Consider the following 24,241-nt stretch of genomic DNA (forward strand, 5'->3'; position numbering starts at 1 on the left):
AACAAGGCCGGGGGGATGCAATTTGTTTGGCAATAATCATTTAATTACAGTGTTTGACTTCGGTAGCAAAAATTCGAAAATGATTCAAGCCCACATGAAGGATAAAACCGTACATGTGGAAAATTACGAAATTTTGCCTACGCCTGAAGATGCCGTCAAGGACGGCAAGATTGCCGATGCCAACAAGATGGGCAATGTAATTGCCAACTTTTTAAAGAAGGCAAAGACAAAAGACGGAAGATTGCTCCTCGCATCAAGCGAGGTAGTACTTAGGACTTTCGATCTTCCAAAAATGGAACATGGCGAGCTTAAAGAAGCCATAAAGTATGAGATGTCGGTTTTGCTGCCTGAAAGGGTGGAAAACTATGTCGTTGATTGCAGCATAATAGACGAATACGACAAAATCGACGAAGAAGGAAAAGAAGTTAAGATGTACCAGCTACAAGGCGTTGCCGTTTCTAAAAAGCTTGTGAACGATTATCTTGATATTTTCAGCAAGCACAATTTAAAGGTGGCAATCGTAGACGTACAGCCCAATGCGGAGATCAAGCTATTTACCGGTCCGGGAGCGTATGTTCCTTTGGATATCGATAATGGAGCCAAGGCTGAAAATCTAGCTATCATAGATTTTGGTCATCAAAAGACCAGCGTCACTATTTTGGAGGACAAGAAGCTGTTTCTTCACAGAACCCTCCATCAAGGAGGCAGGGATATAACAAACATAATTTCTGAAGCACTTGATCTTCCCTGGGACGAGGCTGAAAGCTGGAAGCACAATAATGATTTCGCCTTCCTTCAAAAGAATGCTATGAATGAAGTGGAGTCTATACTCTACGATGAGATTACAAAGGTATTCCATGACATCACGATGGAAATCAACCAGGTAATAGAATTTTTCATTTCCATGTCCAAACGCAAAAAACTCGATCAAATCTACCTCCTAGGAGGAGGTTCATTGATTCCGGGAATAAGCGAATACATCCAGCGTTACATTAATATACCCACCGAAGTGGTATCCACTTTAAACAATGTGAATATAAAAGGTCTTAAGGATCCTACACACATTGCTTTTTTGGCGGACTGCGTCGGAGGGGTAATAAGGAGGGTGTGAGGATATGAGAGATATTAACATGCTCCCTGAGGAGATTTACCGCCAAAAGGACAATCAAAAGAAAAAGGCGTTTCTTCTTGTAAGGGTTTTAATCTTTATAGGAATACTTGCAGTATTATACGGGGCAGTATACAGCCTGGACATGCAGACTAAGAACAGGATAAACAGAGTTGAAGATCAAATCAATGAACTTGCTGATATAAGAGCCAGAAAAGAAGTCATGGACAGAAAAGTAGCAGAACTGGCACACAGGGAAAACGTTCTTTCTACAATGGATTCAGGCAAGACCAATTTCTTCGACCTGCTTGCTTCCGTAGAGAAAAGCTTGCCTCCAACAGTCGTATTCAATAGGCAGGAAGCCGATGGTGGAGTGATGAGGATTTCAGGATTTGCCGGGTCTAGAGCCGAAGTCGCAGATTTTGCTGCTAAGCTTAACCAACTCGAAGACGTGGAAAACGTCTGGATCAATTCTGTAAGAGCCGGTGAGGATTTCTCCTTTGAAATTACATTCGTATACGAAGGAGGTGGCCAGCAATGAGCTTAAACAAAAGAGAAAAGATGCTTATAACCCTGCTGCTGGTGGTTGGAATAGGAGTTTTATATATAAACTATCTTATATTTCCGCTGTATGACCAGCTGATGGCAAATAGGCAGACATTAAGCCAAAGACAGGCTGTACTAGATGAGCTGCAGCAACTTAGCATCGGCGACAACTTGGCCAATGAGGAGACTAGGGTGGATGAGCTGGTTTCACAAATGGACGAGCAGATCCCAAACGATACCATGCTGCCCCTGTTATACTTAGACATCTTGAAGCTTGTACAGGATTCCGGTTCAGTTTTGGAAGGCGTCGATTTCAACGTTCCCTCCAAGGAAGACGATCCGGGTTACGAAGGTTTGTTCCTCAACAACATCCAATTTAGGATAAATCTGATGGGTGATTATGGTAGTTTGGATAGATTTATAGGTTCCGTTTATGAGAATACTCGCAAGATGGATGTAGTTTGGATATCATACGAAAGAAGCGAAGATTCCTTAAGAAGTAATGTAAACCTCAAGGCATATGCTTTCCTAAGGGATGGTGAAAATTTCACTAGCTATACTGATTACGAATTCATTGAAGGTAAGCCCTTTGGCAGGCCGGATCCTTTCACGACTGGAGGACAAGCCCAACAAACTGAACCTGACGATGAAGAAGAATAAAATTACAAAACACTTAAAAAACTGCAGGATTTACTTGCAGTTTTTTAAGTGTTTTGTTTTTGGGACATCTGCAATATTGTATTGACGCTGAAGTTTACTACTATTGACAGTGGGTAGATATATAGTAGGCACTTGTAGTTTACAAAATTCGAATATATGATAAAATTTAATTAAATAATTTAAATCCAACTAAAATTGGATAACGGGGGATGTATTATGAAAAAAATATGGAGTAACAAAGGAATGGTTCTTCCTACGGTTATTATAATCGGTGCGATTGTAATAATGACTGGGGTGGTGTTGCTAAGCACTGGAGTTGTCGACGTAAAAGGTGGATTGTTCGTTGAAAGAAATGCTCAAGCATACCAAACTGCAAAATCGGCAGCAGACTCTTTGGGCACACAAATTGTTGACGGAGATGTTGAATTAACAACTTTTCCCGCCAACTTTACCGGAAGTCTTGGTGATAGCACATATGACATAACAGTGACAAAATCTGGTAACTTCCTTGTGTTAGAATCTACAGGACAGTATGATAATGTTTCGGAAACAGCCACTCTTTACGTTGAAGAGAGCATACAAACAGATCAAACAGAAATACCCTTAGACATGGCTGTATTTTCAGACACGATGATAACATTAATTGGAGGAGCCTCTATTGAGGGAAGCGTAGGAACAAACTCTACTACGGATGAACAAATTAGCCTTTCAAATAACTCGACAATAACAGGAACAGTTTGGGTAGGGGCTGGCGGAGACCCTGAAAATGTCATCAAACTTGGAGGGAATAAAGAATACGAGGGCCCTACAGGTGTTTTGCCTGAACCAAGAGATTATCCCACACCTTCTATGCCTGAAGCTCCTGAGGGATTAACTGTAATGCCAAACGGGCCAATAGTTTCCAATGGCGTATTGAGCGTACCTAATAACAGTATCCATACTATTACACTTGATGATAGTTATAGTTTAACTTCAATGAGCATAGGAAACGGTTCAACTTTAACAATAAACATAGGTAGCAATACAAGAGAAATAAGAATGGGTAGTTTTGTAACGAATGGTACACTGATTATAAATGGAACAGGAACTTTAAAGTTATACGTAGATAATACTCTTAACCTTAATTCTAGTTCCGAAACCAATTGGAATAACGATCCCAAAGAACCTGAGAAATTGGAAATTTACTATTATGGATCCAGTAAGCTGACGATCAATGCTACAACAAAGTTTTGTGGTCATCTCCAGGTAAATAATGCAGAGATGGATCTAAACGGTTCAGGAAATCTGACAGGAACAATTGTAAGCAGTTCAACTAAAAATATTAAATTTTCAGGTAACAATAGTTCAATGGATTTAATTCTTTATGCACCCTTGGCAGAAATCGAGTTAACAGGAACTGCACAATTAAAAGGAGCTGTAGTTGCTGATACTGTCAAGATAGGCGGTGGTGGAACAATTATCTACGGGGGATACGGCAATACCTCTATACCTGGGGTTATAATTGAGGGGGAAACAAACTATGTTAAAGGATACTGGAAATAAAAAAAATGAAGGCTTTACCATAGTGGAAGTTATAGTATCGATTGCTATAATATCGATATTGCTGATAGCTGGCATGTATATCTTATCCGGCAGCCTTACAACAATAGCTAATAAAGGTGAAGATACGCGACTTTTATATGAAGCTCAAGAAGCAATGGAAAAGCTGGTCAGCGGTACAATCGTTGATGTTTCTTCGTATCCAAACTTGTATTTGTTAAAAGATTCATCAGCAACATTGCCTATGGAGGGTCCTGGAGGGGTTGTTGTTAATATACCTGGGACATTATATATTATTTATGAAAATGGAACATCAAATGAGATCCTTAAATCGTTTGTGCCTGTTTCCACGTCATAAGGGAGGGATGCTTATGAACAGAGAATTAAGAAGCAATAGAGGCATAACGCTTGTTGAACTATTGGTTGCATTAGCTTTGTTGAGCTTAGCATTGGTAGTAGCTTTCAATATATTTTTTGTATCAAGACAAACATTCATAACAGGTGTTGATAAATCGGCTGTGCAACAAGATGCTAGGTTTATAGGAAATAGGATAGCAAACGAGTTACGATTTGCAAAAGAAGTCTCTACTAGCACGATAGCAGGAGAAAAGCATTTCAGGCTTGACTTGGATCAACATGATGTAACAAATAACTTGTATAGAGTAAAAATTACTGAGTATTCAGCAGCAGGAAATATTGAATCCACATCTTATGTGGGAAACTATGTAATTCAAGATGGTGTAACGTACACTACAGGTGGAACAAGTAAAAATGTTATCGATTTTACTATAAATGCCACTACGGGAAATCAGAGCTTTCCCGTAGAGTCGTCAGTTAAATTGATGAATGTATTTGCTAATATACCAAATGGTACAACTACAATCTACTATACATTATACGAATAATCGACCTTTGGTGTCGGTAGCATACTTCACGACCGGAGGACAAGCTCAACAGGCTGAGCCTGAAGATGAGGGCGAAGAATAGGAATTAAAATATAACCATATGAAAAAAACTGCGGGACTTACTTGCAGTTTTTTTTTTTATGTAGCATAATAAAAAGAATAAGAAAGCGCGGCAAATACGAACATCTGTCATTTCGAGCATAGCGAGAAATCTCAGGAACAACTTTGTTAAACAATGCATGGCAACAACTACTAACGAAGAAACAGGAGGCAATATGAACAATTCAAACAAAAGCTCTATAATGATCAGAAATACAAAACTAGGCGGCAAACACACCCTCATATGCGTCCCAATAATGGAAGATACCATCAGAGAATCCATACTTGCCTGTGAACGAGCGGCTTTATTCAACCCTGACGTGGTGGAGGCTAGAATCGACAAGATCGTAGACACCGACAAGGACATCATACCCTCTATGCTTTTAAATATGCGCAAATTGCTTGGAGACAAGCCACTAATTGCAACCTACAGAAGCGTCACCGAAGGCGGATGGGGCAATATGCCCCCCAGAGAAATTTACGAGCTTTACAAAGAGATAATAGAAGAAAGCGACATAGACATTCTGGATATCGAAATGTCCATGGACAGAAAAGTCGTTATGGAGCTTCAGCAGCTATGCAGGCAAAAGGGAGTCAAGGTAATGTTTTCCCACCATAATTTCGAGGATACCCCTGACGAGCCCGAGATATTATCTATCCTCAAGGAAGGCGAGAGGCTAGGGGGGGACATATCTAAAATAGCATTGATGCCAAATAACGGAAAAGACGTGTTAAAGCTCTTAAATGCCACTTATGCAGCTAAAACAGAGCTATCCATACCATTCGTAGCCATATCCATGGGGAAAAAGGGAAAAATCAGCAGGATGGGAGCCGGGGTGTTTGGATCGGCGATAACATTCGCTCAAGCGGACCACAACCCTTCGGCACCGGGACAAATCAGCATACAAGAGATGAGAGTTATTCTTAATTGCCTTGAGGAGTGATTTTTAATGAACAAGCATAATATTTCTTTAATAGGTTTTATGGGCACCGGAAAGACCACCATCGGAAAGATACTGGCTGAAAAGATGGGATATGATTTTGTCGACGTGGACGAATTCATAGTAAAATCCGAAGGAAGATCTATAAACGACATTTTTATTGAAGAAGGGGAAGAGTATTTCAGAGATATTGAGACAAATGCATTACATAAAATCCTTGAAGGAAAGAACCAAGTGATTTCCACAGGCGGCGGATTGGTACTCAGAGAAGAAAACAGAAGAGCTCTGCTGGAAGGTTCATTTGTGGTGGCTTTAAAGGCTTCTCCCAGAAATATCTACTTCAGGCTTAAAGACTGTGACGAAAGGCCTCTTTTAAAGGGAGCCCATCCCGAAAAGACCATACGCACCCTTCTGCACAAGAGGTACCAATTTTACAACAAAAACCACATGAGCGTGGCAACAGACAAATTATCCGTTGATGAAGTGGTGGAAATCATAATAAAAGAAATTAACAAATAATAAACGCTAAAAATCATTTTGTGCCTTTATAGCATACATTTTATAAATTATCCCGGTTTAAACGAAGTCGTCAGTATGCTAATCTGCCTATGTGACATACAATTTAGTGGTAAAACTAAATGAAACCAACACAAATCATACAGTATAATGTATGATTGTTTTTTTGTCCCGCAACTGATAGCATTAACCCATGTTTACAGCCCGACTGTTTTGTATTAAAATGTATGAAAAGGCTTACATCATAATAATTGGAGGTGCTGTCATGTTAAACGGTAAAGTATTAGTCGCTCAGGGTGGAGGCCCTACAGCAGTAATTAACCAGTCCATGGTAGGAGCTGTATTGGAATCCAGAAAATTTCCCCATATATCTAAAGTTTACGGAGCAATGCACGGTGTTGAAGGCATAATGAACGAGGATTTTATAGACCTGACCCAGGAAACGACCAACAATCTAGAGCTGGTGGCAAAGACCCCATCATCTGCGCTTCTTTCAACAAGGATAAAACCGGATGCAAAATACTGCGCTGAGCTTTTCAAGGTTATGAAAGCCCATGATATCAGGTATTTCTTCTACATTGGTGGAAACGATTCCTCTGAAACATTGAGGCTTCTAAATGAAAACGCTGCCATAGCCAATTACGATTTCAGGGCGGTTCATATTCCCAAAACCATAGACAACGATCTGGTAGAAAATGACCATACCCCTGGTTACGGCTCTGCAGCCAGATTCGTGGCTTCCGCGTTTATCGGCGCCAATCTTGACAACAGGGCAATGAATGGTGTGTACATCGGCGTCGTCATGGGAAGGCATTCCGGGTTTTTGACTGCTGCATCATCCATAGCTCAAAAATATCCCGGGGATGGTCCACACCTTATCTACATGCCTGAAAGAGCCTTTGACATCGATCAGTTCGTAAAGGACGTAGACGAAGTCCATACACGCCTTGGAAGGTGCGTAATCGCCATTTCCGAAGGGATAGTAGACAAGGACGGTCAGCCGATTCTAAAGGCATTAAAAGGGGAATTACAAGCAGATGAGCATGGCAACGTCCAGCTTTCAGATAATAGCGCTCTTGGAGATATGCTGGCAGATGTGATAAAGCAAAAACTCAATATAGGAAGGGTCAGGGCGGACACTTTTGGGTATCTGCAAAGATCGTTCATGGGCTGCGTATCAGACGTAGACGCAAGGGAAGCCAGAGAAGTAGGGGAAAAGGCTGCACAATACGCAATGTGGAACGATGCAGACGGGTCCATTACCATAAAGAGGACAGGATATTATTCTGTAGACTTTGAGTTTGTGCCCCTCGAAAGAATTGCCGGTAAAACCAGATACATGCCTGATAATTTTATAAACAGCACAGGTAACGGCGTAACCGACAACTTTAAGTTTTATTTAAGGCCACTTTTAGGAGCAGGATTCCAGGATGCCCATTATTTGAGGGCATGTTATGCGCCAAAGCTTTTGAAGTAAGTGGAAGTTGCTTTTCTTATTATTCCTGTGGTAATATTATAAGGATAAATAACGCAATTATTTTACGGAGGGATAATATGATTTCAGCAGGAGATTTTAGAAAAGGCATCACATTTGAAATGGATAACGATGTATTTGTAATAATCGACTTTCAACACGTTAAACCGGGCAAGGGAGCTGCCTTTGTAAGGGCAAAGATTAAAAACGTAAAGACAGGCAGCGTTGTGGAGAGAACCTTCAACCCGTCTGAAAAATTCCCAAAATCTCATATCGAGACAAAGGAAATGCAGTACCTTTACAGCGACGGAGATCTACACTACTTCATGGATCAGGAAACCTATGAGCAAATTCCTTTAAACTACAACCAAGTAGAGGATGCCCTTAAGTTCCTTAAGGAGAACATGAACGCCACCATCAAATTCATAAAGGGTCAGGCGTTTTCGGTTGAAGCTCCATTCTTTGTAGAACTTGAAGTAACTGAAACAGATCCGGGCTTTAAGGGAGATACTGCAACCGGGGCTAATAAGCCGGCTATAGTAGAAACGGGAGCTCAGATAAACGTGCCGCTTTTCGTCGAAATTGGAGATGTAATCAGAATTGACACCAGAACCGGCGAATACATGGAGAGAGTTTAATCGAAAGCTGATGATTAAATAAAACTAATGGGGTATAATATACAAAAGGAGGTTAGCGTGATGGACTACATTAATGAAAAAGTATCTTATTTGAAGGGTTTGTGTGATGGATTGGAAATCGACGACTCTACTAAAGAAGGGAAGGTTCTTGTAAAGATCATCGACATCCTCGAAGATCTGACGGATGCTGTAGACGGCCTTCAAGAAGCTTATGACGATCTAGAGGATTACGTAGAGCTTATCGATGAAGACCTTATGGAGGTTGAAGACGAGATTTACGAACTTGATATCCTCGACGAAGAGGATGAAGACGATGATGAAGACTTAGACTTTTTAGACGATGACGACATTTACGAAATTGAATGTCCTAATTGCGGAAGCGAGTTCATTACCGATTTCGACGACATGGAGGACGAGGATTTTCAGATAGAGTGTCCTGAATGCGGATATGTTTTGGATATCATGGACCTTATGTGCGAGTGTGACGATGACTGTGAGTGTGGACAGATTCCTGAAGAGGACGAAGAACTTTAAAAAAACTTTAGATTTAAAATAATTGGCTTCGGATTACAAAGTCCGGGGTCTTTTTTATTGGAAACAGATTTTTTTTAATATATGAGATTAAATTCAATATAAGTTCATCATTTCGTTAAGTTTAAGTAAATTGTTGAACATCTGTTCATGAGTTGTCATTAATAACAATTTCTGCAAATCTGACTATCGTTTACATAGGGTTTTGACATAGACTTCACAGGGTATAATACTTTATAATAGATTATATGTTCTAAATCAAAGTTAACCCACATTAACAAATATGTAATATTTATGTTCAAATGTAAGTTGTGGTTACATAATATCAATAATAAATAGATTCTAGGAGGGTCTCATGTCCAACAAAAGTATCAGAAATAATCCAGATCATTACTATAGCGGAGAAGGTTCCTTTGATGCCCATCTTTTTCACGAAGGCACATTCTACAGAAGCTATGAATTTTTAGGAGCGCACCCCTACAAGGATGCTGTAAGGTTCGTAGTGTGGGCGCCAAGAGCAGAGCTTGTTTTTTTAACAGGGGATTTCAATAATTGGGATGAATTTTCTCTTCCAATGCAGCGTATTCACGGAAGCGGTCTCTGGGAAATCTGCGTTAAGGGCGTACTCGAATACGACACGTACAAGTACAGAATCATCACTAGCAAGGGCCAAGAAAAATACAAGGCGGATCCATATGCATTTCACGCCGAGGAGAGACCGGCAACGGCATCGAAGTATTTTGATATCGGCGGTTACAACTGGAAGGACAATTCCTGGATGAAAAACAGGAATAAAACAGCAACCTACGACAAGCCCGTTTCAATATATGAAGCAAACTTCATGTCATGGAAGAGAAAGCCTGACGGCAGCGTCTATTCATATAGGGAGCTGGCAACTGAAATGGTGCGGTATGTGAAGAAAATGGGCTTTACCCATATAGAGCTAATGCCTGTAATGGAACATCCTTTCGATGGTTCATGGGGATATCAGACCACGGGTTATTTCGCTCCCACCAGCAGATTCGGAACTCCAAAGGATTTTATGTACTTTGTAGATAAATGCCATGAAAACGGTATTGGCGTCATACTGGACTGGGCTCCTGCTCATTTCTGCCGGGACGATCATGGGCTTAGGATGTTCGACGGCACCGGATGCTTCGAATCCTCCGATTCCCAAAAAGCTGACAACGAGCAGTGGGGAACCAGCAACTTTGATTTTTCTAAACCTGAAGTCATGAGCTTTTTGATATCAAATGCCATGTACTGGCACGAATACTACCATATAGACGGTATTCGAATAGATGCAGTCGCGTACATGCTTTACCTGAATTTTTCGGGCAAAGATCTTATGAACGAAAACGGCGGATACGAAAACCTGGAGGCTATTAACTTCATACGAAAGCTTAATACCGTGGTATTCCAGCATTATCCGGGAACTATGATGATTGCCGAGGAGTCTACAGCCTGGCCTATGGTCACCCGCCCAATCGACGACGGAGGCTTGGGCTTTAACTACAAATGGAATATGGGCTGGATGAACGACATGCTAAAGTACATGGAAACAGACCCGTTTTTCAGATGCGGCAATCAAAATGCACTGACCTTTTCTATAAGCTATGCTTTTTCCGAAAATTTCGTGCTCCCGCTAAGCCACGATGAAGTGGCCCACGGCAAGAAATCTCTGCTAGATAAAATGCCTGGCACCTACGAAGAAAAATTTGCCAATCTAAGGCTCTTGTATCTATATATGTACATGCATCCCGGCAAAAAGCTCATATTCATGGGTGGTGAATTTGCACAGTTCATCGAATGGAACGAATGGCAGGAGCTGGACTGGTTCTTGCTTGATTACGAACTACACGGTAAAATGAGCGACTTCATGTCGGATTTAAATAAATTCTATGTTTCTGAGCCTGCGCTTTTCCAGCAGGATACCAGCTATGAAGGATTTGAGTGGATTGAACATGAAAACCACAGGGAAAGCATAATATCATTTGAGAGAATAGATAAAAATGGAGACAGGCTGATTGCCGCTTTTAACTTCACCCCTGTAGACAGACCTATTTATCCAATCGGCGTCAGTGAAGAGGGCAGCTATAAAACTGTTATGAATACCGACAAGAAGCGATATGGCGGGAATCTTCCAAGAGTCAAGACTTATCAATCTTTAAATGAGCCGATACACGGCAGACCTTATGCAGTAAGGGTGGACATTCCTGCTTTAGGGGGAATAGTCTTAAAACACATCAAGCCAAAGAAATAAATCAAATATAAACAACATTAAAAGGAGGGCTTTACATGAAGAAAGAGAAAGTTGTCGCCATGCTTCTAGCAGGAGGACAAGGTACAAGGCTAAAATCGCTGACAAAAAATGTCGCTAAACCAGCAGTCCCGTTTGGGGGCAAATACAGGATCATCGATTTCCCCTTGAGCAATGCAGCAAATTCAGGGATAACAGATATAGGAATACTTACGCAGTATAAACCCTTCCTTTTGAACGAACACATCGGAATTGGCTCTCATTGGGATTTTGACAGAAGTTCCGGTGGACTAAGGATATTGTCCCCATTTGCAGGTGAAGCAGGAGGAAGATGGTATCAAGGAACAGCTAATGCTATCTACGAGAATATGAATTTCATAAATCACGTGAACCCAAATTACGTCTTGATACTTTCCGGTGATCACATCTACAAAATGGATTACAAGAAAATGCTGGACTATCACATAGAAAAACAGGCCCATTGCACCATTTCAGTAATACAAGTGCCTTGGGATGAAGCTTCGCGTTTTGGTATTATGGATACTGACGAATTTGGCAGAATCACTGAATTTGCTGAAAAGCCTGAGAAACCAAAAAGCAATCTGGCGTCTATGGGTATATACATATTCAATTGGGACGCTCTTAAAGCTTATCTTGAAATGGATGTTAAAAATCCTGATTCAAGCAATGACTTTGGCAAAGACATAATCCCTACGATGCTTGCAGACAAAAACAACATGTATGCATACACTTTTGAAGGATATTGGAAGGATGTTGGAACTGTAAGAAGTTATTGGGAAGCAAATATGGATCTTCTCTCAGATGATAATGAGCTGGATCTTTATTGCAGAGAATGGCGAATCTTTACGAAAAACAGGAATCTTCCTCCTCAATACGTAACAGACCAGGCAGTAGTTAAAAACTCCATGATAAATGAAGGCTGTATCATTGATGGACACCTGGAAAAATCCATATTGTTCAGTGAAGTAAGGGTGGACAAAGGCGCAAAAGTTTACAACAGCGTAATTCTTTCAGGAGCTATTATAGAAGAAGGGGCAAAAGTCTGCAACGCAGTGGTCATGGAAGGCGTAAGGGTAAAAAAGGCGATGTCATCGGAGAAGAAAACGGCGAACACGTCTATCTCGTATCTAAAGAAGAAATCATTAAGGACTAGGGGGCAAATATTATGGATAACTGCATGGGAATAATAAGCTTTAGCAACGATTTGGACAAAAATTTTGGGACATTGTGCAACCACAGACCTGCGTCGATGCTCCCTATAGGAGGAAGGTACCGATTGATAGATTTCTTCCTTTCAAATATGGTAAATCATGAAATAAGCACCATCGGCGTCTTTACGGGTACAAAGATACGCTCGGTAATGGACCATATAGGAAGTGGAAAGCCTTGGGATTTAAACAGAAGATTTAAAGGCTTGTTTGTTTTTCCTCCCTTATATGATGATCACACGGCAAAATCCGTTGGAAATATACACTTGTTTCACAGCAACGAGTCATTTTTCAGGAATTCCTCAGAAGAAAATATATTCATTTGCAACACCAGCATGCTCTATAGAACGGATCTTGAAGAAGCCTACGATTACTTCAAGGAAACTGATGCAGACGTGACACTGATATATAAAAAGGTAAATGACCCTGGTGGAAGATTCATAAATTGCGACAAGATATCAATCAAGGAAGACGGCCGATTGGATCATCTTGGCACCAATCTTGGCACAGAAGAAAATTTCAACCTGTTTTTAGGCAGCGTATTTATCAAAAAAAGCGTTTACTTAAAAATCGTACGAGATGCAATAGAGAAGGGAACGGCTAATTATCTCAAAGAGGCCTTGATGAACAACAGAAGAAAATTCAAGTTCAATACCTTCGAACACGAGGGACATGTAGAATCCATACGAAACATCAAAAACTATTTTGATGCCAACATGAGCCTTCTGGACAGTGATGTATACAAGGAGATTTTTGCTTCTCACGGCACGGTATACACGAAGACCAAGGACGAACCTTCAACATTCTACAAGGATGATGCAAAAGTGTCGAATTCCCTGGTTGCCAACGGATGCATACTCGATGGAAATATTCAAAACAGCATTATATTCAGGGGAGTCAAGGTGGGCAAGAATGCAATAGTAAAAAACTCCATCATCATGCAAAAGGCGGTCATTGAAGATAATGCGGTCATAGTAAACGCCATAGTAGACAAATTCACCCGAATAGAAAAGGGAGTAGAAGTTATAGGCAATCAGACTGTGCCCTACGTAGTAGAGAAGAGTCTAAAAATCGGCAAGGAGGATAAATGATGAAAGTACTATTTGCAGCTTCAGAGGCTGTTCCATTTATAAAAACGGGAGGTCTTGCAGACGTTGCAGGATCTCTTCCTCCCGCTCTCAAGGGACAAAGGGTGGATATAAGAGTTGTGATGCCCCTATATTCTTCAATAAAAGAAGAATACAAGGCCAAGATGAAAAAGATAGCAGAGTTCGATGTAGATCTAGGTTGGAGAAGGCAGTATGTGGGGGTACATAGCCTCACCCACAACGGTGTGGTTCATTATTTTCTTGACAACGAATTCTACTTCAAGCGTCACGGCCTTTACGGATACTACGACGATGGTGAAAGGTTCACATGGTTTGCAAAAGCTGCGACCCTCCTGGGCAAGCACGTTGATTTCAAGCCGGATTTGATCCACTCAAATGATTGGCATTCCGCTCTTATAAACCTTTATGTCAAAGATTTTGCCCTGGGAGACGATTGGTTCCAGGATATCAAAACTGTCTATACCATTCATAATCTAAAATATCAGGGGACCTTCAATCCAGTAATGCTGGGTGAAGTAATGGGCGTTTCTCAAGATTATTTTCACGAGGATGGACTCAAGTTCTTTGATTCCGTAAATTTCTTAAAGGCGGGAATCGTATATAGCGACGCCATCACCACAGTTTCTGAGAGTTATGCAGATGAGATGAAAAATCCTTATTTCGGAGAATATATGGACGGAATAATCCGAAAGCACGAACATAAACTTTCAGGTATTTTAAACGGAATTGATTATAATGAGTACAATCCGGGTAAAGACCCACATATAGCCGTAAATTACGATCTTAGAAGCTTAAAGAGAAAGAAAGAAAACAAAACGGCTTTACAGGAAAAATTCGGACTCCCCGTTGATGGAGACAAGCCCATGATAGCAATGGTAAGCAGATTGGTAGATATGAAAGGTTTAGACCTTGTGGCACACATATTTGACGAGCTGTTATCGGATGATCTGCAGTTTGTAGTCTTGGGAACGGGAGACAAAAAGTACGAAGATATGTTCAGGTATTTCCAAGATAAATATCCTGACAAGGTTTCAGCAAGAATATACTTTAATGAAGGTGAAGCACATGAGATTTACGCATCTGCTGACATGTTTTTGATGCCTTCAAAATTTGAACCTTGCGGAATAAGCCAAATGATCTCTCTTAGATATGGAACTGTCCCTATAGTCAGAGAAGTAGGGGGACTTAAGGACACAGTCGTTAACTTTGACAAAGCCACCGGTGAAGGTAACGGATTCACCTTTGAAAATTACAATGCCCACGACATGCTCTTTAAGATAAGAGAGGCTCTGGAAACGTATCAGGATAATGAGGTTTGGAGAGAAATCATTAAAAACGGCATGAAGTCCAAAAACGACTGGTCCGAGTCATCGAAAAAATATAAATCTCTTTACGAAAGCTTGATCAAATAGACGAGGTGAAAGAATGCTAACAAAGGAAACACTAAAAAAGGAAATCGAAGAAGCCCTATATTCCACCGCTGGTAAAAGCTTTGCAGAGAGCGATTTGACTGACAAGTATTATGCTTTGGGAAATGTAGTCAGAAAACATACAGGAAAGATATGGAGCGAAACCGGCAAGAATCAGAGAGCTTCCAAAGCCAAAACCGTGTATTATTTTTCAATGGAGTATCTCACAGGAAAGTTTATGGAGAAAAACCTTGAATATCTCGGCATCTATGAAGTCGTTAAGGATTTCTTTGAGGATCATGACATATGCCTTGGAGACCTTTTTGACATTGAAGCAGAGCCAGGACTGGGAAACGGCGGCCTGGGAAGGCTTGCCGTAGCTTTTCTCGACTCTCTGAGCTCCATGAGCATGCCAGGTCACGGATACGGGCTACGTTATGAAAAAGGACTATTTAAACAGAGCATAGAAAACGGCTACCAAAAGGAAGAACCACAGAACTGGCTGAAGGAGCAAAACATATGGGAATTTAAGCGTCCCTCAGAGGCTGTTGAAGTAAGATACGGAGGAGGCATTCAAGTAATTCCCATAGGCAAGAAATTTACCTTTAGGCACGTGGACTATAGCATAGTTAAAGCAGTTCCATACGATACCCCTTTCATAGGCTATAAAAATCACAATGTCAATACACTAAGGCTATGGTCTGCAGAGAGCACGGAGGATCTGAATTTAAAAGAATTTTCCAAAGGAAATCTATGTGGTGCCTTCAATAAAATAGACGAAGTGAAGAGCATATGTCAGGTTCTATATCCGGATGACAGCTACTATGACGGCAAAAGACTCAGGCTTAAACAGGAGTACTTTTTAGTTTCTGCTGGAGTACAGGACGTAGTAAGAAAGTCCGTTAATAATGGCATACCATTAGAAGAGCTTCACAAATATACAGCCATACACATAAATGATACCCATCCGGCGATGGCAGTTCCGGAACTGATGCGGATTCTCATGGATGAATACTATATGGAGTGGGAGCAGGCTTGGAAAATTACTGTGAAGACATGTGCTTTTACAAACCACACGCTTTTGGAAGAAGCCATGGAAAAATGGGATATAAGCTTATACAGGGATCTTTTGCCAAGGATTTGGCAGATCACAGAGGAAATCAACAACAGATTTCTGGCTGAGCTTAGAAACGTCCATAGGATAACATCTGCAGAAGCCATGGACAAATTGTCTATTATACACCAGAACACCGTCCGAATGGTCAACCTGTCTATCGTAGGAAGCCATAGCATAAACGGAGTGGCAAAGCTTCATTCAGATTTACTAAAAGAAAGAGAGCTTAGGCACTTTTACAATATATATCCCCAGAAATTCAACAACAAGACCAACGGCATAATCCACAGGCATTGGCTGCTTAGCGCGAATAAAAATCTTGCAGACCTGACTGAAGATCTTATAGGTCCCGGATTTAAAACAAATCCGATTCAAATGAGGGAACTCCTTAAGCATTCCAATGACAAACAGGTTTTAGACAGGATAATGGAAATCAAGCACGAAAACAAGAAGAATCTTTCCAAGTACATTTACGATACAACAGGGATAAAAACAAACCCACATGGAATCTTTGACATACAAGCCAAGAGGATTCATGAGTATAAAAGACAACTGATGAACATACTGCACGTGATGTATCTGTATGACAAGCTTAAAACCAATCCGAACATGGATATGGTCCCTCGCACCTTCATTTTTGCAGGGAAAGCCGCTCCCGGCTATTATATCGCCAAGGAAATCATTAAGCTCATAAATACAGTTGCAAGAGTCGTTAATAGCGACCTTACCATCAAAGACAAATTGAAAATTGTTTTCCTTGAAGACTACAGCGTCAGCCTGGCTACTAAGATGATTCCTGCCGCAGATGTTAGTGAGCAGATTTCTACAGCCACCAAGGAAGCATCAGGAACCAGCAACATGAAGTACATGATGAACGGGGCAATTACCCTGGCTACTTTGGATGGGGCTAATATCGAAATCATGAAGGAAGTAGGGGAAAACAATATAGTAGTCTTCGGTTTGAAGGACTACGAGGTTTATGACTTCTACCAAAGAGGCAACTACGATCCTCAAAGCCTATATTTCGGAAATCCGGTAATCAAAGAAACGATTGACAAGCTGGTCAACGGATATTTCAGGGTTCCTTATGGAGAATTTCAGCCTATCTACGATTCTCTTGTGAAATATGGCGATCGATACTTTATATTGAAGGACTTCGAATCCTACATGCAGGCGCAGAGAAAAATCGGCAACATGTACAGGAACAAGTACCAATGGGCTGAGATGTCTCTTAGCAATACAGCTTGCTCAGGAGCTTTTTCATCTGATTATACAATTGGAAGGTACGCCAATGAAATTTGGGGCGTCAAGACTTTAACTCCGAGGAAGGATTGAGAAACATGAAGCAGTACGAATACAGCTACTCAGAAAAAAAGCTAGGTTATTCCTTAGAAGGGGAGGATATAATCTTCAGGGTTTGGGCACCGGGTAGAGAAACGGTAACTCTGGCTCTCTATGACGACCCGTTAGATATAAGAAGGACTCTGCACTACATGATTCCCGACGAGGACAAGGTATTTGAAATCACGCTAGCCAAGGATGAGGTGACTCCTTACTACACTTACATCCTAGATCATGAATTTGAGGTTACTGATCCATACTCAACAGCGGTGTCTCTAAATAGCCTCAGATCTGCAATCGTGGATATGGAAAACTTAAAGCCACCCGGTTGGGAAGAACATAAGTTGCCTGGCGCAATAGCAGAAACTGATGCCATCATATACGAAATGCACATTAAAGACTTCACAGGACACAAAAACTCCGGCGCGATCAATAAGGGAAAATACCTGGGAGTCATAGAGCCGGGAACAACCCACTTGGGATTTGCCACAGGCTTGGATCATCTAAAAGAGCTTGGGATAACACATGTGCACTTGATGCCCGTATATGACTTTCTGACAGTAGATGAAAATCCGGATAGGTTCAACGATGACTCCAATTACAACTGGGGATATGATCCCGAGCATTACAATGTGCCTGAAGGCTCTTACTCTACGGATCCTTCAGATCCGGGGTGCAGGATATACGAGCTTAGACAGATGATTCAAAAGCTTCATGAAGAAGGCTTCAAAGTTATAGTGGATGTGGTCTACAATCACACATACAGAGGTCGAAATTCTAATTTCAACCTTCTTGCTCCTGAGTATTATTACAGGACAAGGACAGATGGATCTTATTCCGACGGATCAGGCTGTGGAAATGAACTTGCAACAGAAAGGCCAATGGTCAGAAAGTTCATCCTGGATTCTTTGATGTACTGGGTAAACGAATTTAAAATAGATGGGTTCAGGTTCGATTTGATGGCGCTCATCGACATCGAGACCGTAAGAAAGGCCGTAAATATCCTTAGGCTCGCAAATGAAAGCATATTCATTTATGGGGAGCCCTGGACTGCAGGGATGACAACCCTTTCCGACAAGCTAACTACTACGAAAGGCAAACAGCAGGGATTGTCCTTTGCTTTTTTAAATGACAATTTCCGCAATGCCATCAAAGGAGACAGCAACGGAGAGGGAAGAGGGTTCGTGCACGGAAACTGCGATATGAAAAGAGAAACCGAAATAGGTTTGGCAGGCTCTATATTTTACGACAAGGGACGGATAGGTTTTGGTATTGCTCCCAACGAGACAATAAACTATATTAATTCCCACGACAACCTCATAATCTACGATAAAATGAAAAAAATCTTTAGCCAAAGCGACGAATCATTCATCGTAAGGCTGAACAAGCTTGCATTTGGAATACTTTTTGTATCCCAGGGCATACCGTTCATACACTCCGGCAATGAGTTTTTGAGAAGCAAGAACATGTTAGACAACACCTATAATTCTTCATTCAACGTAAATGCTCTTAACTGGTCTTTAAAAAGCAGAAACAACGGCTTTTATAATTTTTTCAAGGATCTCATCCAACTAAGAAAAAAACATCCCGAATTCAGGTTGAAAACGGGTGATAAAATACGGGAAAGCTTAAAGTTTTTTGATGTCGAAAGAGAAGGATGCAATTGCATAGGTTATACCATAAAACTTGACAATAAGAACGTAGAAGAAGGAAAGTATACACTGGTTGCAATAAACGGCCATCATGAAAGCTGTCTTATTACTCTGTCGATGGTACGTAATCACATTGAAAAACAATATGGTCTCACCGAAGATCACCTTTGCATTATAGAAATACTGAACATGGATGGGTTGGTAACCTCAAAGAACAGCAGGGGAGAACTGGATCCACACGGGGTTGAAATACCTGGGTATTCCATCATGGTCTTCTCATTGGCTGAAAGATGTGTTAAATAAAAAATCAGGGTGGAGAAATCTACCCTGATTTTTGTTTAACATTCCCTGTAATATGCAAGCTTAACAAGCTTATTTGTGATATCATCGTAGTCCAAGTCCAAGGGAGCCTTATAAACCCAGTTGCCTTTTGCTATGCCCGGCATGTTCACCCTGCTATCTTTGTCGAAAGGAAGTATATCCTGAAGCTGAAGCATGGCGACCAAACAATGAGATTTAAACCCTATCTCCATGATCTTTTCTAGGATGTCCTCAGGAGACTTTAATTTTAATTGATCTGTCAATGTTTCAAATTCACTTTTTTTAAGTTCCTCAAGCCACAAAGGAAGTGGAGCATTGTCGTGGGTCCCGGTATATACCACCGTGTTTACAGGTGCGTTGGAAGGCAGATGAATGTTTTTATCATCGCCGTCAAAGGCAAATTGCAAAATGCTCATCCCGGGATAACCGAAGTACTCTCTTAATTTCCGGACTTTATCAGTGATGTCTCCCAGATCTTCTACTATGAACCCTTTATCGGAAAAGACTTCCTTAAAGACTTTCATAAGCTTTTTGTCTGGTCCCTTTTCCCAGTGGCCATTTCTGGCATCTTTGTCCCCAGCCGGAATGCTCCAATAAGCTTCAAATCCCCTGAAATGATCCAAACGGACAACATCGAAAAGCTTAAAGGAGTGGCTTATCCTTTTTTTCCACCAATCATAGCCTGACTTTTCGTGAATACCCCAATTGTATAAAGGCATATCCCATTTTTGACCTCCCTCTGAGAAAAAATCAGGAGGCGCTCCTGCCACAAAACCGGGTTTTAAGCTATCATCAAGCTGAAACAACTCTGGATTTGCCCAGACGTCCGCAGAGTCTAAAGGAACATATATGGGTATGTCGCCAATTATCTTAATACCTTCTTTAACCGCTTTTTGTTTTAGCTGTTTCCACTGCTTGAAAAAGATATACTGGGAAAATGTGATAAAATCTATTTCTTCATGTAAAAGATCTTTGTAACGCTGTAGAGCTTCTTCATCTCTACGCATTATGTCAATGGGCCAATTTGTCCATTTTTCATATTTGAAATGATTTTTTAAGGCTGTAAAAAGCGCATAATCCTCCAGCCAGAAGTTATCCTTTTTAAAGTCTGATAAGTCCTGTGCCAAGCTGTGGCGACATTTTTTGTATTCCATCTTTAGGAATCTATGATTGATTTCCTTCGCTCTTTTAAAATCCGCTTTTAAGTAAACTGAGCCGTCACCCTTGTACTCTCCTTTATTATTTATAAGCTCAGGGTCGATAAGTGAAATTTCACCGGCAAATGCTGATTTTGGAGCATAGGGTGAATTACAATCGTCTATTGGATTAAGGGGGAGTATCTGCCAATAGTCTTGCTTTGATCTGTTTAAAAATTCGATGAACCTGTATGAATCGTATCCTATATTTCCTACCGGACCATATCCGGGCAGGGATGACACGTGCAGCAAAACGCCGCTGCCTCTCTCTAGCATCTAATCGCCTCCATTAAAGTACATTACCACTAATGATAACACGAATCCAAACTTTATTAACGTTTAACTTGAGATTTTTGTAAAAAATCTTTACAATATAAGTATAGGAAGAAATCACTGGAATTTCAACGAAAGGGGCGAGTACTATGAAAGCAGCAATATTTTTAGCTGAGGGCTTTGAAGAAATAGAAGCCTTGGCTACAGTCGATGTTTTAAGAAGAGGAGGCATAAGTGTAAAGACGGTATCGGTTACGGAAAAATTCGATGTGGAAGGGGCGCATGGAATAACCGTTCTCGCAGATATTCTCTTCGAGGATACAGACTTCCACGGTGTAGATATATTGATACTTCCAGGGGGAATGCCCGGCACCAGAAATCTTGAGAAGCATAAGGGATTGATAGAGCTTATTAAAAAATTCCACAACGATAAAAAATGGATAGCTGCGATATGTGCCGCACCTAAAATCCTTGGAAAATTGGGGCTTTTAAAAGGACAAATCGCCACCTGTTATCCAGGGTTTGAAAAGGATCTTGAGGGAGCGATATTATCTGACGAAAGCGTTGTTTTATCCTCTAATTTGATAACGTCCAGAGGAGCGGGTACAGCGGTGCTGTTCGGCCTGAAATTAGTTGAAGTATTAAAAAACAAGGAAACTGCAGACGAGCTTAAGGAAAAAATGATAGTCGTATAAATTCAATATAATAAATTTAAAATGCTTCAGGTCTAGGGGATGGATGACAATCTGTCTTCTAGACCTTTTACAGAGAATAACTTGGGAGAAGATTATGAATTATAAACTGCTAGTTTTAGATATTGACGGAACTTTGATAAGATCAAACCACAGCTTATCTCAAAGAAATATCAAGCTTATTGAGAAGGCAAGAAAAAGGGGTGTTAAAGTCACTCTGGCCAGCGGCAGAAATTATTCCAATATGGAACATATAATCAAAAAATTAAAAATAATTGAACCCGTTGTATCGAATGACGGTGCATATATAAAAGAGCCTGTAAGCAACAAAGTATATCATAGCTTGCGACTGGAAATAGAAGCTTTGAAAGAGATATTGGGCACCTTGGATCGGTTAAATCTCACATATACCATGCATCTCGACGACAAGACCTTATCCAACAAAGGCCTCAGTTATCTGAGCTTTGTAAAGGCTTTGGGGCTTAAAGCCATATTCATAGGTTTAAACGAAAAGGACAACAGATTCTCCATGGCTCACGGAAAAATCGTAAAGGCTTTAGGAAATGAATTTAAATCACCATTTAAGCTATCCATGTTCGCAAATAAACCGGGATCGAAGGAAATGGCGGAGGCCTCAAGAATTATAATAGAGAATTATTCGAAAATAGTGAAGATATCCTATTCCGGAGGCAAAAATTTTGAAATACTGCCTGTAGGAATGTCAAAGGCGGTGGGGATTGAAGTTTTAGAAAAAAGCTTAAATATCAAGCGGGAGGAAATAATCGCGGTGGGAGACAGCTACAACGATATCGAGATGATAAAAAGGGCCGGACTGGGAATTGCCATGGGCAATGCCTCTGACGAAGTCAAAAGGCATGCAGACTTTATAACAGACACAAACGATTTGGATGGAGTAGCAAAAGTCATAGAAAGGCACATACTCCTGTAATTCAGGAGTATGGCTTCTGATTTACCCATTTTGCGTAAATCAGGGCAAAAATTATAAAGAACATCGCTAATAATATACCTATGCTGTCCACCATCACATCCAGCAAGGATCCGGTTCTGCCAGGAACAAAAGACTGTCTGTATTCATCTAAAAACGCCAAAGATAGGGATATCATCAGGGTAGATATGGTTCGTGTCGAAGCGCTTTTTAGAAACTGGCTGACGAGCAGAAAAACACCCAAGGTCAAGAAGAAAAACACCGTAATATGGGCAGCCTTTCTGAGCAAGAACTCTATAATTGCGGGATTTGATCTAGCATAGGAGTAAAAGTCATAGCCTGCCGATCTGACCGGGTTGAAATAGCCAGAAGATTCGGGAATATGATATGCGATAAATTCTGCGGCTTTTGCAAATACCGAATCTGCTCTTCTCATCAGTTCATATATATGTTTTAATACCGGCAGCACTCTCAATCCTGGTATGGAAGAGAGAAAAAATATAGTTCCACCTGTAAGAAATACGATTAAGAATGCGTATTTTTTTTTCATGGAGAATCAGTCCTTTTCAAGTTAGTTGATTTTTGCATTTATTATAATTTCAGTTTATTTACTTATCCGATTCTTGTTTATGTTACTTATTGATGATAACATAATATTGTAAATCTTAAAACATAAATTCCAAAAATAAAGGGAGTGTGCAGAATGAACAATTTTATAAAGGATGTAACGGGACAGTCCGAAAGCTTGAAGGAAGGCATGAAGTCTTTTGCTTCCAAGGAAACTCTTGAAAAGCTAAACACCTTAAAATCTATGGGTTTTAATCGTGTTCTGTTCACAGGGATGGGCAGCTCTAATTTTTGCTCCATACCGGCAAAAAATCTCCTAATAAAAAATGGAATAGATGCCAAAGTGGAATCTGCCAGCCAAATTCTATATTATGAAATGGATTCAATCAAAAAAGATACTCTCCTGGTCCTGATTTCCCAATCAGGAGAAAGCGTTGAAATAGTCAAGCTCATAAGCCAGCTGCCTGAAGATATTTTTGTAGTGGGGGTAACAAACGATCCTCAAAGCACCCTTGGCAAGAGGGCCCAGATTACCGTTGTCCTTAATGTGGAAGAGGAGGAGTCCGTTACCACCAGAACCTACCTTTCTTCGATAATGGCTGTCGGCCTTATAGGAAAGTCATTGACCAAAGATTTAAACGATGAAGACATCGAAGATCTTTTATCTGCTGCAGATTCCTTGAAAAATCTTACTGATCAATGGGAAGGGATAAAAACAAAGCTGATGGACTTTATTCCAAATCCATCATACTTGTGCCTGATAGGAAGGGGAGATGCTCTTACTACTGCCAGAGCTGGTGCTTTATTTGTAAGGGAAGTATCCAAGTTTCCCGCTCTTGATTTCGACAGCGGAGAATTCAGACACGGTCCCTTTGAAATGGTGGATGAAAACTTTGCAGGGTTTATTTTTGCCCAAGACAGCCATACCTGGGATCTCGACTTGTTTTTGGCCAAGGACGGGGCATCAAGAGGCGGAAAGATAGTTTTTGTGACAGATAAAGAAACGGAAGAAAGCGAAAACTTCCTTCCGTTGGTAATAGACAAGATCGACCCGCTGCTGTCTCCGGTGCTACAGATAGTTCCTGTTCAGCTGTATGCCGACCAGCTAGCAAGAAACAGGGGCTTCGAACCGGGAAAATTCAGATGGAATACCAAGATAACTACTATAGGATAGC

Annotated in this window: 22 protein-coding genes; 20 read left to right on the forward strand and 2 right to left on the reverse strand. The window is 40.7% G+C overall.

Features of this window, described 5'->3' with window-relative positions; translation table 11 throughout:
* The first annotated feature begins 22 nt into the window (after positions 1–22).
* The 17 genes from pilM (at position 23) to pulA (ending at position 19,374) form a co-directional block, all read left to right on the forward strand.
* Positions 23–1,111, forward strand: a complete 1,089-nt coding sequence (gene pilM / locus BUB93_RS00780) for a type IV pilus assembly protein PilM (RefSeq protein WP_073269157.1) — start codon at positions 23–25, stop codon at positions 1,109–1,111.
* Positions 1,112–1,115: 4 nt separating this feature from the next.
* Complete coding sequence (locus tag BUB93_RS00785) at positions 1,116–1,649, forward strand: PilN domain-containing protein (RefSeq protein ID WP_073269158.1); 534 nt, start codon at positions 1,116–1,118, stop codon at positions 1,647–1,649.
* Positions 1,646–2,314 carry a hypothetical protein gene (locus tag BUB93_RS00790; protein WP_073269159.1) on the forward strand — a complete coding sequence of 223 codons (669 nt, stop codon included), beginning with the start codon at positions 1,646–1,648 and terminating at the stop codon, positions 2,312–2,314. Before BUB93_RS00785 ends, BUB93_RS00790 begins: the two co-directional genes overlap by 4 nt.
* Before the next feature lie 216 nt (positions 2,315–2,530).
* A complete protein-coding gene (locus BUB93_RS00795; protein WP_073269160.1) occupies positions 2,531–3,856 on the forward strand; it encodes a DUF7305 domain-containing protein in 1,326 nt (441 codons plus the stop codon).
* Positions 3,834–4,211: a prepilin-type N-terminal cleavage/methylation domain-containing protein gene (locus BUB93_RS00800; protein ID WP_073269161.1), complete on the forward strand. Its 378-nt coding sequence runs from the start codon at positions 3,834–3,836 to the stop codon at positions 4,209–4,211. The genes BUB93_RS00795 and BUB93_RS00800 overlap by 23 nt, the downstream gene beginning before the upstream one ends.
* A gap of 13 nt (positions 4,212–4,224) precedes the next feature.
* Positions 4,225–4,758: a prepilin-type N-terminal cleavage/methylation domain-containing protein gene (locus BUB93_RS00805; RefSeq protein ID WP_159432045.1), complete on the forward strand. Its 534-nt coding sequence runs from the start codon at positions 4,225–4,227 to the stop codon at positions 4,756–4,758.
* A gap of 275 nt (positions 4,759–5,033) precedes the next feature.
* Positions 5,034–5,801, forward strand: a complete 768-nt coding sequence (aroD, locus tag BUB93_RS00810) for a type I 3-dehydroquinate dehydratase (protein ID WP_073269163.1) — start codon at positions 5,034–5,036, stop codon at positions 5,799–5,801.
* Positions 5,802–5,807: 6 nt separating this feature from the next.
* Positions 5,808–6,317, forward strand: coding sequence for a shikimate kinase (locus BUB93_RS00815; protein WP_073269164.1), 510 nt, complete (start codon positions 5,808–5,810; stop codon positions 6,315–6,317).
* Positions 6,318–6,579: 262 nt separating this feature from the next.
* On the forward strand, positions 6,580–7,791 hold the full coding sequence (locus tag BUB93_RS00820; RefSeq protein WP_073269165.1) for a 6-phosphofructokinase: 1,212 nt from the start codon (positions 6,580–6,582) through the stop codon (positions 7,789–7,791).
* Between the two features lie 77 nt (positions 7,792–7,868).
* Positions 7,869–8,426 carry an elongation factor P gene (gene efp / locus BUB93_RS00825; protein WP_073269166.1) on the forward strand — a complete coding sequence of 186 codons (558 nt, stop codon included), beginning with the start codon at positions 7,869–7,871 and terminating at the stop codon, positions 8,424–8,426.
* A 60-nt stretch (positions 8,427–8,486) separates the two neighbouring features.
* The gene (locus BUB93_RS00830) at positions 8,487–8,960 is read left to right on the forward strand and encodes a CD1247 N-terminal domain-containing protein (RefSeq protein WP_073269167.1); all 474 of its coding nucleotides are present in this window, start codon (positions 8,487–8,489) and stop codon (positions 8,958–8,960) included.
* A 352-nt stretch (positions 8,961–9,312) separates the two neighbouring features.
* The gene (glgB, locus tag BUB93_RS00835; RefSeq protein ID WP_073269168.1) at positions 9,313–11,220 is read left to right on the forward strand and encodes a 1,4-alpha-glucan branching protein GlgB; all 1,908 of its coding nucleotides are present in this window, start codon (positions 9,313–9,315) and stop codon (positions 11,218–11,220) included.
* A gap of 35 nt (positions 11,221–11,255) precedes the next feature.
* Positions 11,256–12,425: a glucose-1-phosphate adenylyltransferase gene (locus BUB93_RS00840; protein WP_143159038.1), complete on the forward strand. Its 1,170-nt coding sequence runs from the start codon at positions 11,256–11,258 to the stop codon at positions 12,423–12,425.
* On the forward strand, positions 12,404–13,537 hold the full coding sequence (glgD, locus tag BUB93_RS00845) for a glucose-1-phosphate adenylyltransferase subunit GlgD (RefSeq protein WP_073269169.1): 1,134 nt from the start codon (positions 12,404–12,406) through the stop codon (positions 13,535–13,537). Before BUB93_RS00840 ends, glgD begins: the two co-directional genes overlap by 22 nt.
* Positions 13,537–14,967, forward strand: a complete 1,431-nt coding sequence (glgA, locus tag BUB93_RS00850) for a glycogen synthase GlgA (RefSeq protein ID WP_073269170.1) — start codon at positions 13,537–13,539, stop codon at positions 14,965–14,967. Before glgD ends, glgA begins: the two co-directional genes overlap by 1 nt.
* A gap of 13 nt (positions 14,968–14,980) precedes the next feature.
* Entirely contained in the window at positions 14,981–17,413 is a 2,433-nt protein-coding gene (locus tag BUB93_RS00855; RefSeq protein WP_073269171.1) for a glycogen/starch/alpha-glucan phosphorylase, read from the forward strand.
* 5 nt (positions 17,414–17,418) lie between these two features.
* Positions 17,419–19,374, forward strand: coding sequence for a type I pullulanase (pulA, locus tag BUB93_RS00860; protein WP_073269172.1), 1,956 nt, complete (start codon positions 17,419–17,421; stop codon positions 19,372–19,374).
* 35 nt (positions 19,375–19,409) lie between these two features.
* Here pulA and malQ read toward each other — a convergent pair whose 3' ends face one another.
* A complete protein-coding gene (gene malQ / locus BUB93_RS00865; protein ID WP_073269173.1) occupies positions 19,410–20,864 on the reverse strand; it encodes a 4-alpha-glucanotransferase in 1,455 nt (484 codons plus the stop codon).
* A 146-nt stretch (positions 20,865–21,010) separates the two neighbouring features.
* Here malQ and BUB93_RS00870 point away from each other — a divergent pair, with 146 nt between their 5' ends.
* Both BUB93_RS00870 and BUB93_RS00875 read left to right on the forward strand, forming a co-directional pair.
* Complete coding sequence (locus tag BUB93_RS00870; protein WP_073269174.1) at positions 21,011–21,556, forward strand: DJ-1 family glyoxalase III; 546 nt, start codon at positions 21,011–21,013, stop codon at positions 21,554–21,556.
* A gap of 94 nt (positions 21,557–21,650) precedes the next feature.
* The gene (locus BUB93_RS00875; protein WP_073269175.1) at positions 21,651–22,502 is read left to right on the forward strand and encodes a Cof-type HAD-IIB family hydrolase; all 852 of its coding nucleotides are present in this window, start codon (positions 21,651–21,653) and stop codon (positions 22,500–22,502) included.
* A 1-nt stretch (position 22,503) separates the two neighbouring features.
* On the opposite strand, the gene BUB93_RS00880 is transcribed toward BUB93_RS00875, so the two are convergent.
* Positions 22,504–23,049 (reverse strand): VanZ family protein, encoded by a 546-nt coding sequence (locus tag BUB93_RS00880; RefSeq protein ID WP_073269176.1) that lies wholly within the window; start codon positions 23,047–23,049, stop codon positions 22,504–22,506.
* 153 nt (positions 23,050–23,202) lie between these two features.
* Between BUB93_RS00880 and BUB93_RS00885 the strand changes: the two genes are divergently transcribed.
* Entirely contained in the window at positions 23,203–24,240 is a 1,038-nt protein-coding gene (locus BUB93_RS00885) for an SIS domain-containing protein (RefSeq protein ID WP_073269177.1), read from the forward strand.
* The last annotated feature ends 1 nt before the right edge of the window (position 24,241 follow it).

The sequence above is a fragment of the Alkalibacter saccharofermentans DSM 14828 genome (genome assembly GCF_900128885.1).
Lineage (GTDB): Bacteria > Bacillota > Clostridia > Eubacteriales > Alkalibacteraceae > Alkalibacter > Alkalibacter saccharofermentans.

Excerpts from the sequence above, each read along its gene's own strand:
- BUB93_RS00875 (WP_073269175.1), top strand. The coding sequence starts at position 21,651 with ATGAATTATAAACTGCTAGTTTTAGATATTGACGGAACTTTGATAAGA.
- BUB93_RS00870 (WP_073269174.1), top strand. The coding sequence starts at position 21,011 with ATGAAAGCAGCAATATTTTTAGCTGAGGGCTTTGAAGAAATAGAAGCC.
- glgD (WP_073269169.1), top strand. The coding sequence starts at position 12,404 with ATGGATAACTGCATGGGAATAATAAGCTTTAGCAACGATTTGGACAAA.
- BUB93_RS00885 (WP_073269177.1), top strand. The coding sequence starts at position 23,203 with ATGAACAATTTTATAAAGGATGTAACGGGACAGTCCGAAAGCTTGAAG.
- glgA (WP_073269170.1), top strand. The coding sequence starts at position 13,537 with ATGAAAGTACTATTTGCAGCTTCAGAGGCTGTTCCATTTATAAAAACG.
- BUB93_RS00820 (WP_073269165.1), top strand. The coding sequence starts at position 6,580 with ATGTTAAACGGTAAAGTATTAGTCGCTCAGGGTGGAGGCCCTACAGCA.
- malQ (WP_073269173.1), bottom strand. The coding sequence starts at position 20,864 with ATGCTAGAGAGAGGCAGCGGCGTTTTGCTGCACGTGTCATCCCTGCCC.
- aroD (WP_073269163.1), top strand. The coding sequence starts at position 5,034 with ATGAACAATTCAAACAAAAGCTCTATAATGATCAGAAATACAAAACTA.
- BUB93_RS00800 (WP_073269161.1), top strand. The coding sequence starts at position 3,834 with ATGTTAAAGGATACTGGAAATAAAAAAAATGAAGGCTTTACCATAGTG.
- glgB (WP_073269168.1), top strand. The coding sequence starts at position 9,313 with ATGTCCAACAAAAGTATCAGAAATAATCCAGATCATTACTATAGCGGA.
- BUB93_RS00880 (WP_073269176.1), bottom strand. The coding sequence starts at position 23,049 with ATGAAAAAAAAATACGCATTCTTAATCGTATTTCTTACAGGTGGAACT.
- BUB93_RS00805 (WP_159432045.1), top strand. The coding sequence starts at position 4,225 with ATGAACAGAGAATTAAGAAGCAATAGAGGCATAACGCTTGTTGAACTA.
- pulA (WP_073269172.1), top strand. The coding sequence starts at position 17,419 with ATGAAGCAGTACGAATACAGCTACTCAGAAAAAAAGCTAGGTTATTCC.
- BUB93_RS00830 (WP_073269167.1), top strand. The coding sequence starts at position 8,487 with ATGGACTACATTAATGAAAAAGTATCTTATTTGAAGGGTTTGTGTGAT.
- BUB93_RS00785 (WP_073269158.1), top strand. The coding sequence starts at position 1,116 with ATGAGAGATATTAACATGCTCCCTGAGGAGATTTACCGCCAAAAGGAC.
- BUB93_RS00855 (WP_073269171.1), top strand. The coding sequence starts at position 14,981 with ATGCTAACAAAGGAAACACTAAAAAAGGAAATCGAAGAAGCCCTATAT.
- efp (WP_073269166.1), top strand. The coding sequence starts at position 7,869 with ATGATTTCAGCAGGAGATTTTAGAAAAGGCATCACATTTGAAATGGAT.
- BUB93_RS00840 (WP_143159038.1), top strand. The coding sequence starts at position 11,256 with ATGAAGAAAGAGAAAGTTGTCGCCATGCTTCTAGCAGGAGGACAAGGT.
- BUB93_RS00790 (WP_073269159.1), top strand. The coding sequence starts at position 1,646 with ATGAGCTTAAACAAAAGAGAAAAGATGCTTATAACCCTGCTGCTGGTG.
- BUB93_RS00795 (WP_073269160.1), top strand. The coding sequence starts at position 2,531 with ATGAAAAAAATATGGAGTAACAAAGGAATGGTTCTTCCTACGGTTATT.
- BUB93_RS00815 (WP_073269164.1), top strand. The coding sequence starts at position 5,808 with ATGAACAAGCATAATATTTCTTTAATAGGTTTTATGGGCACCGGAAAG.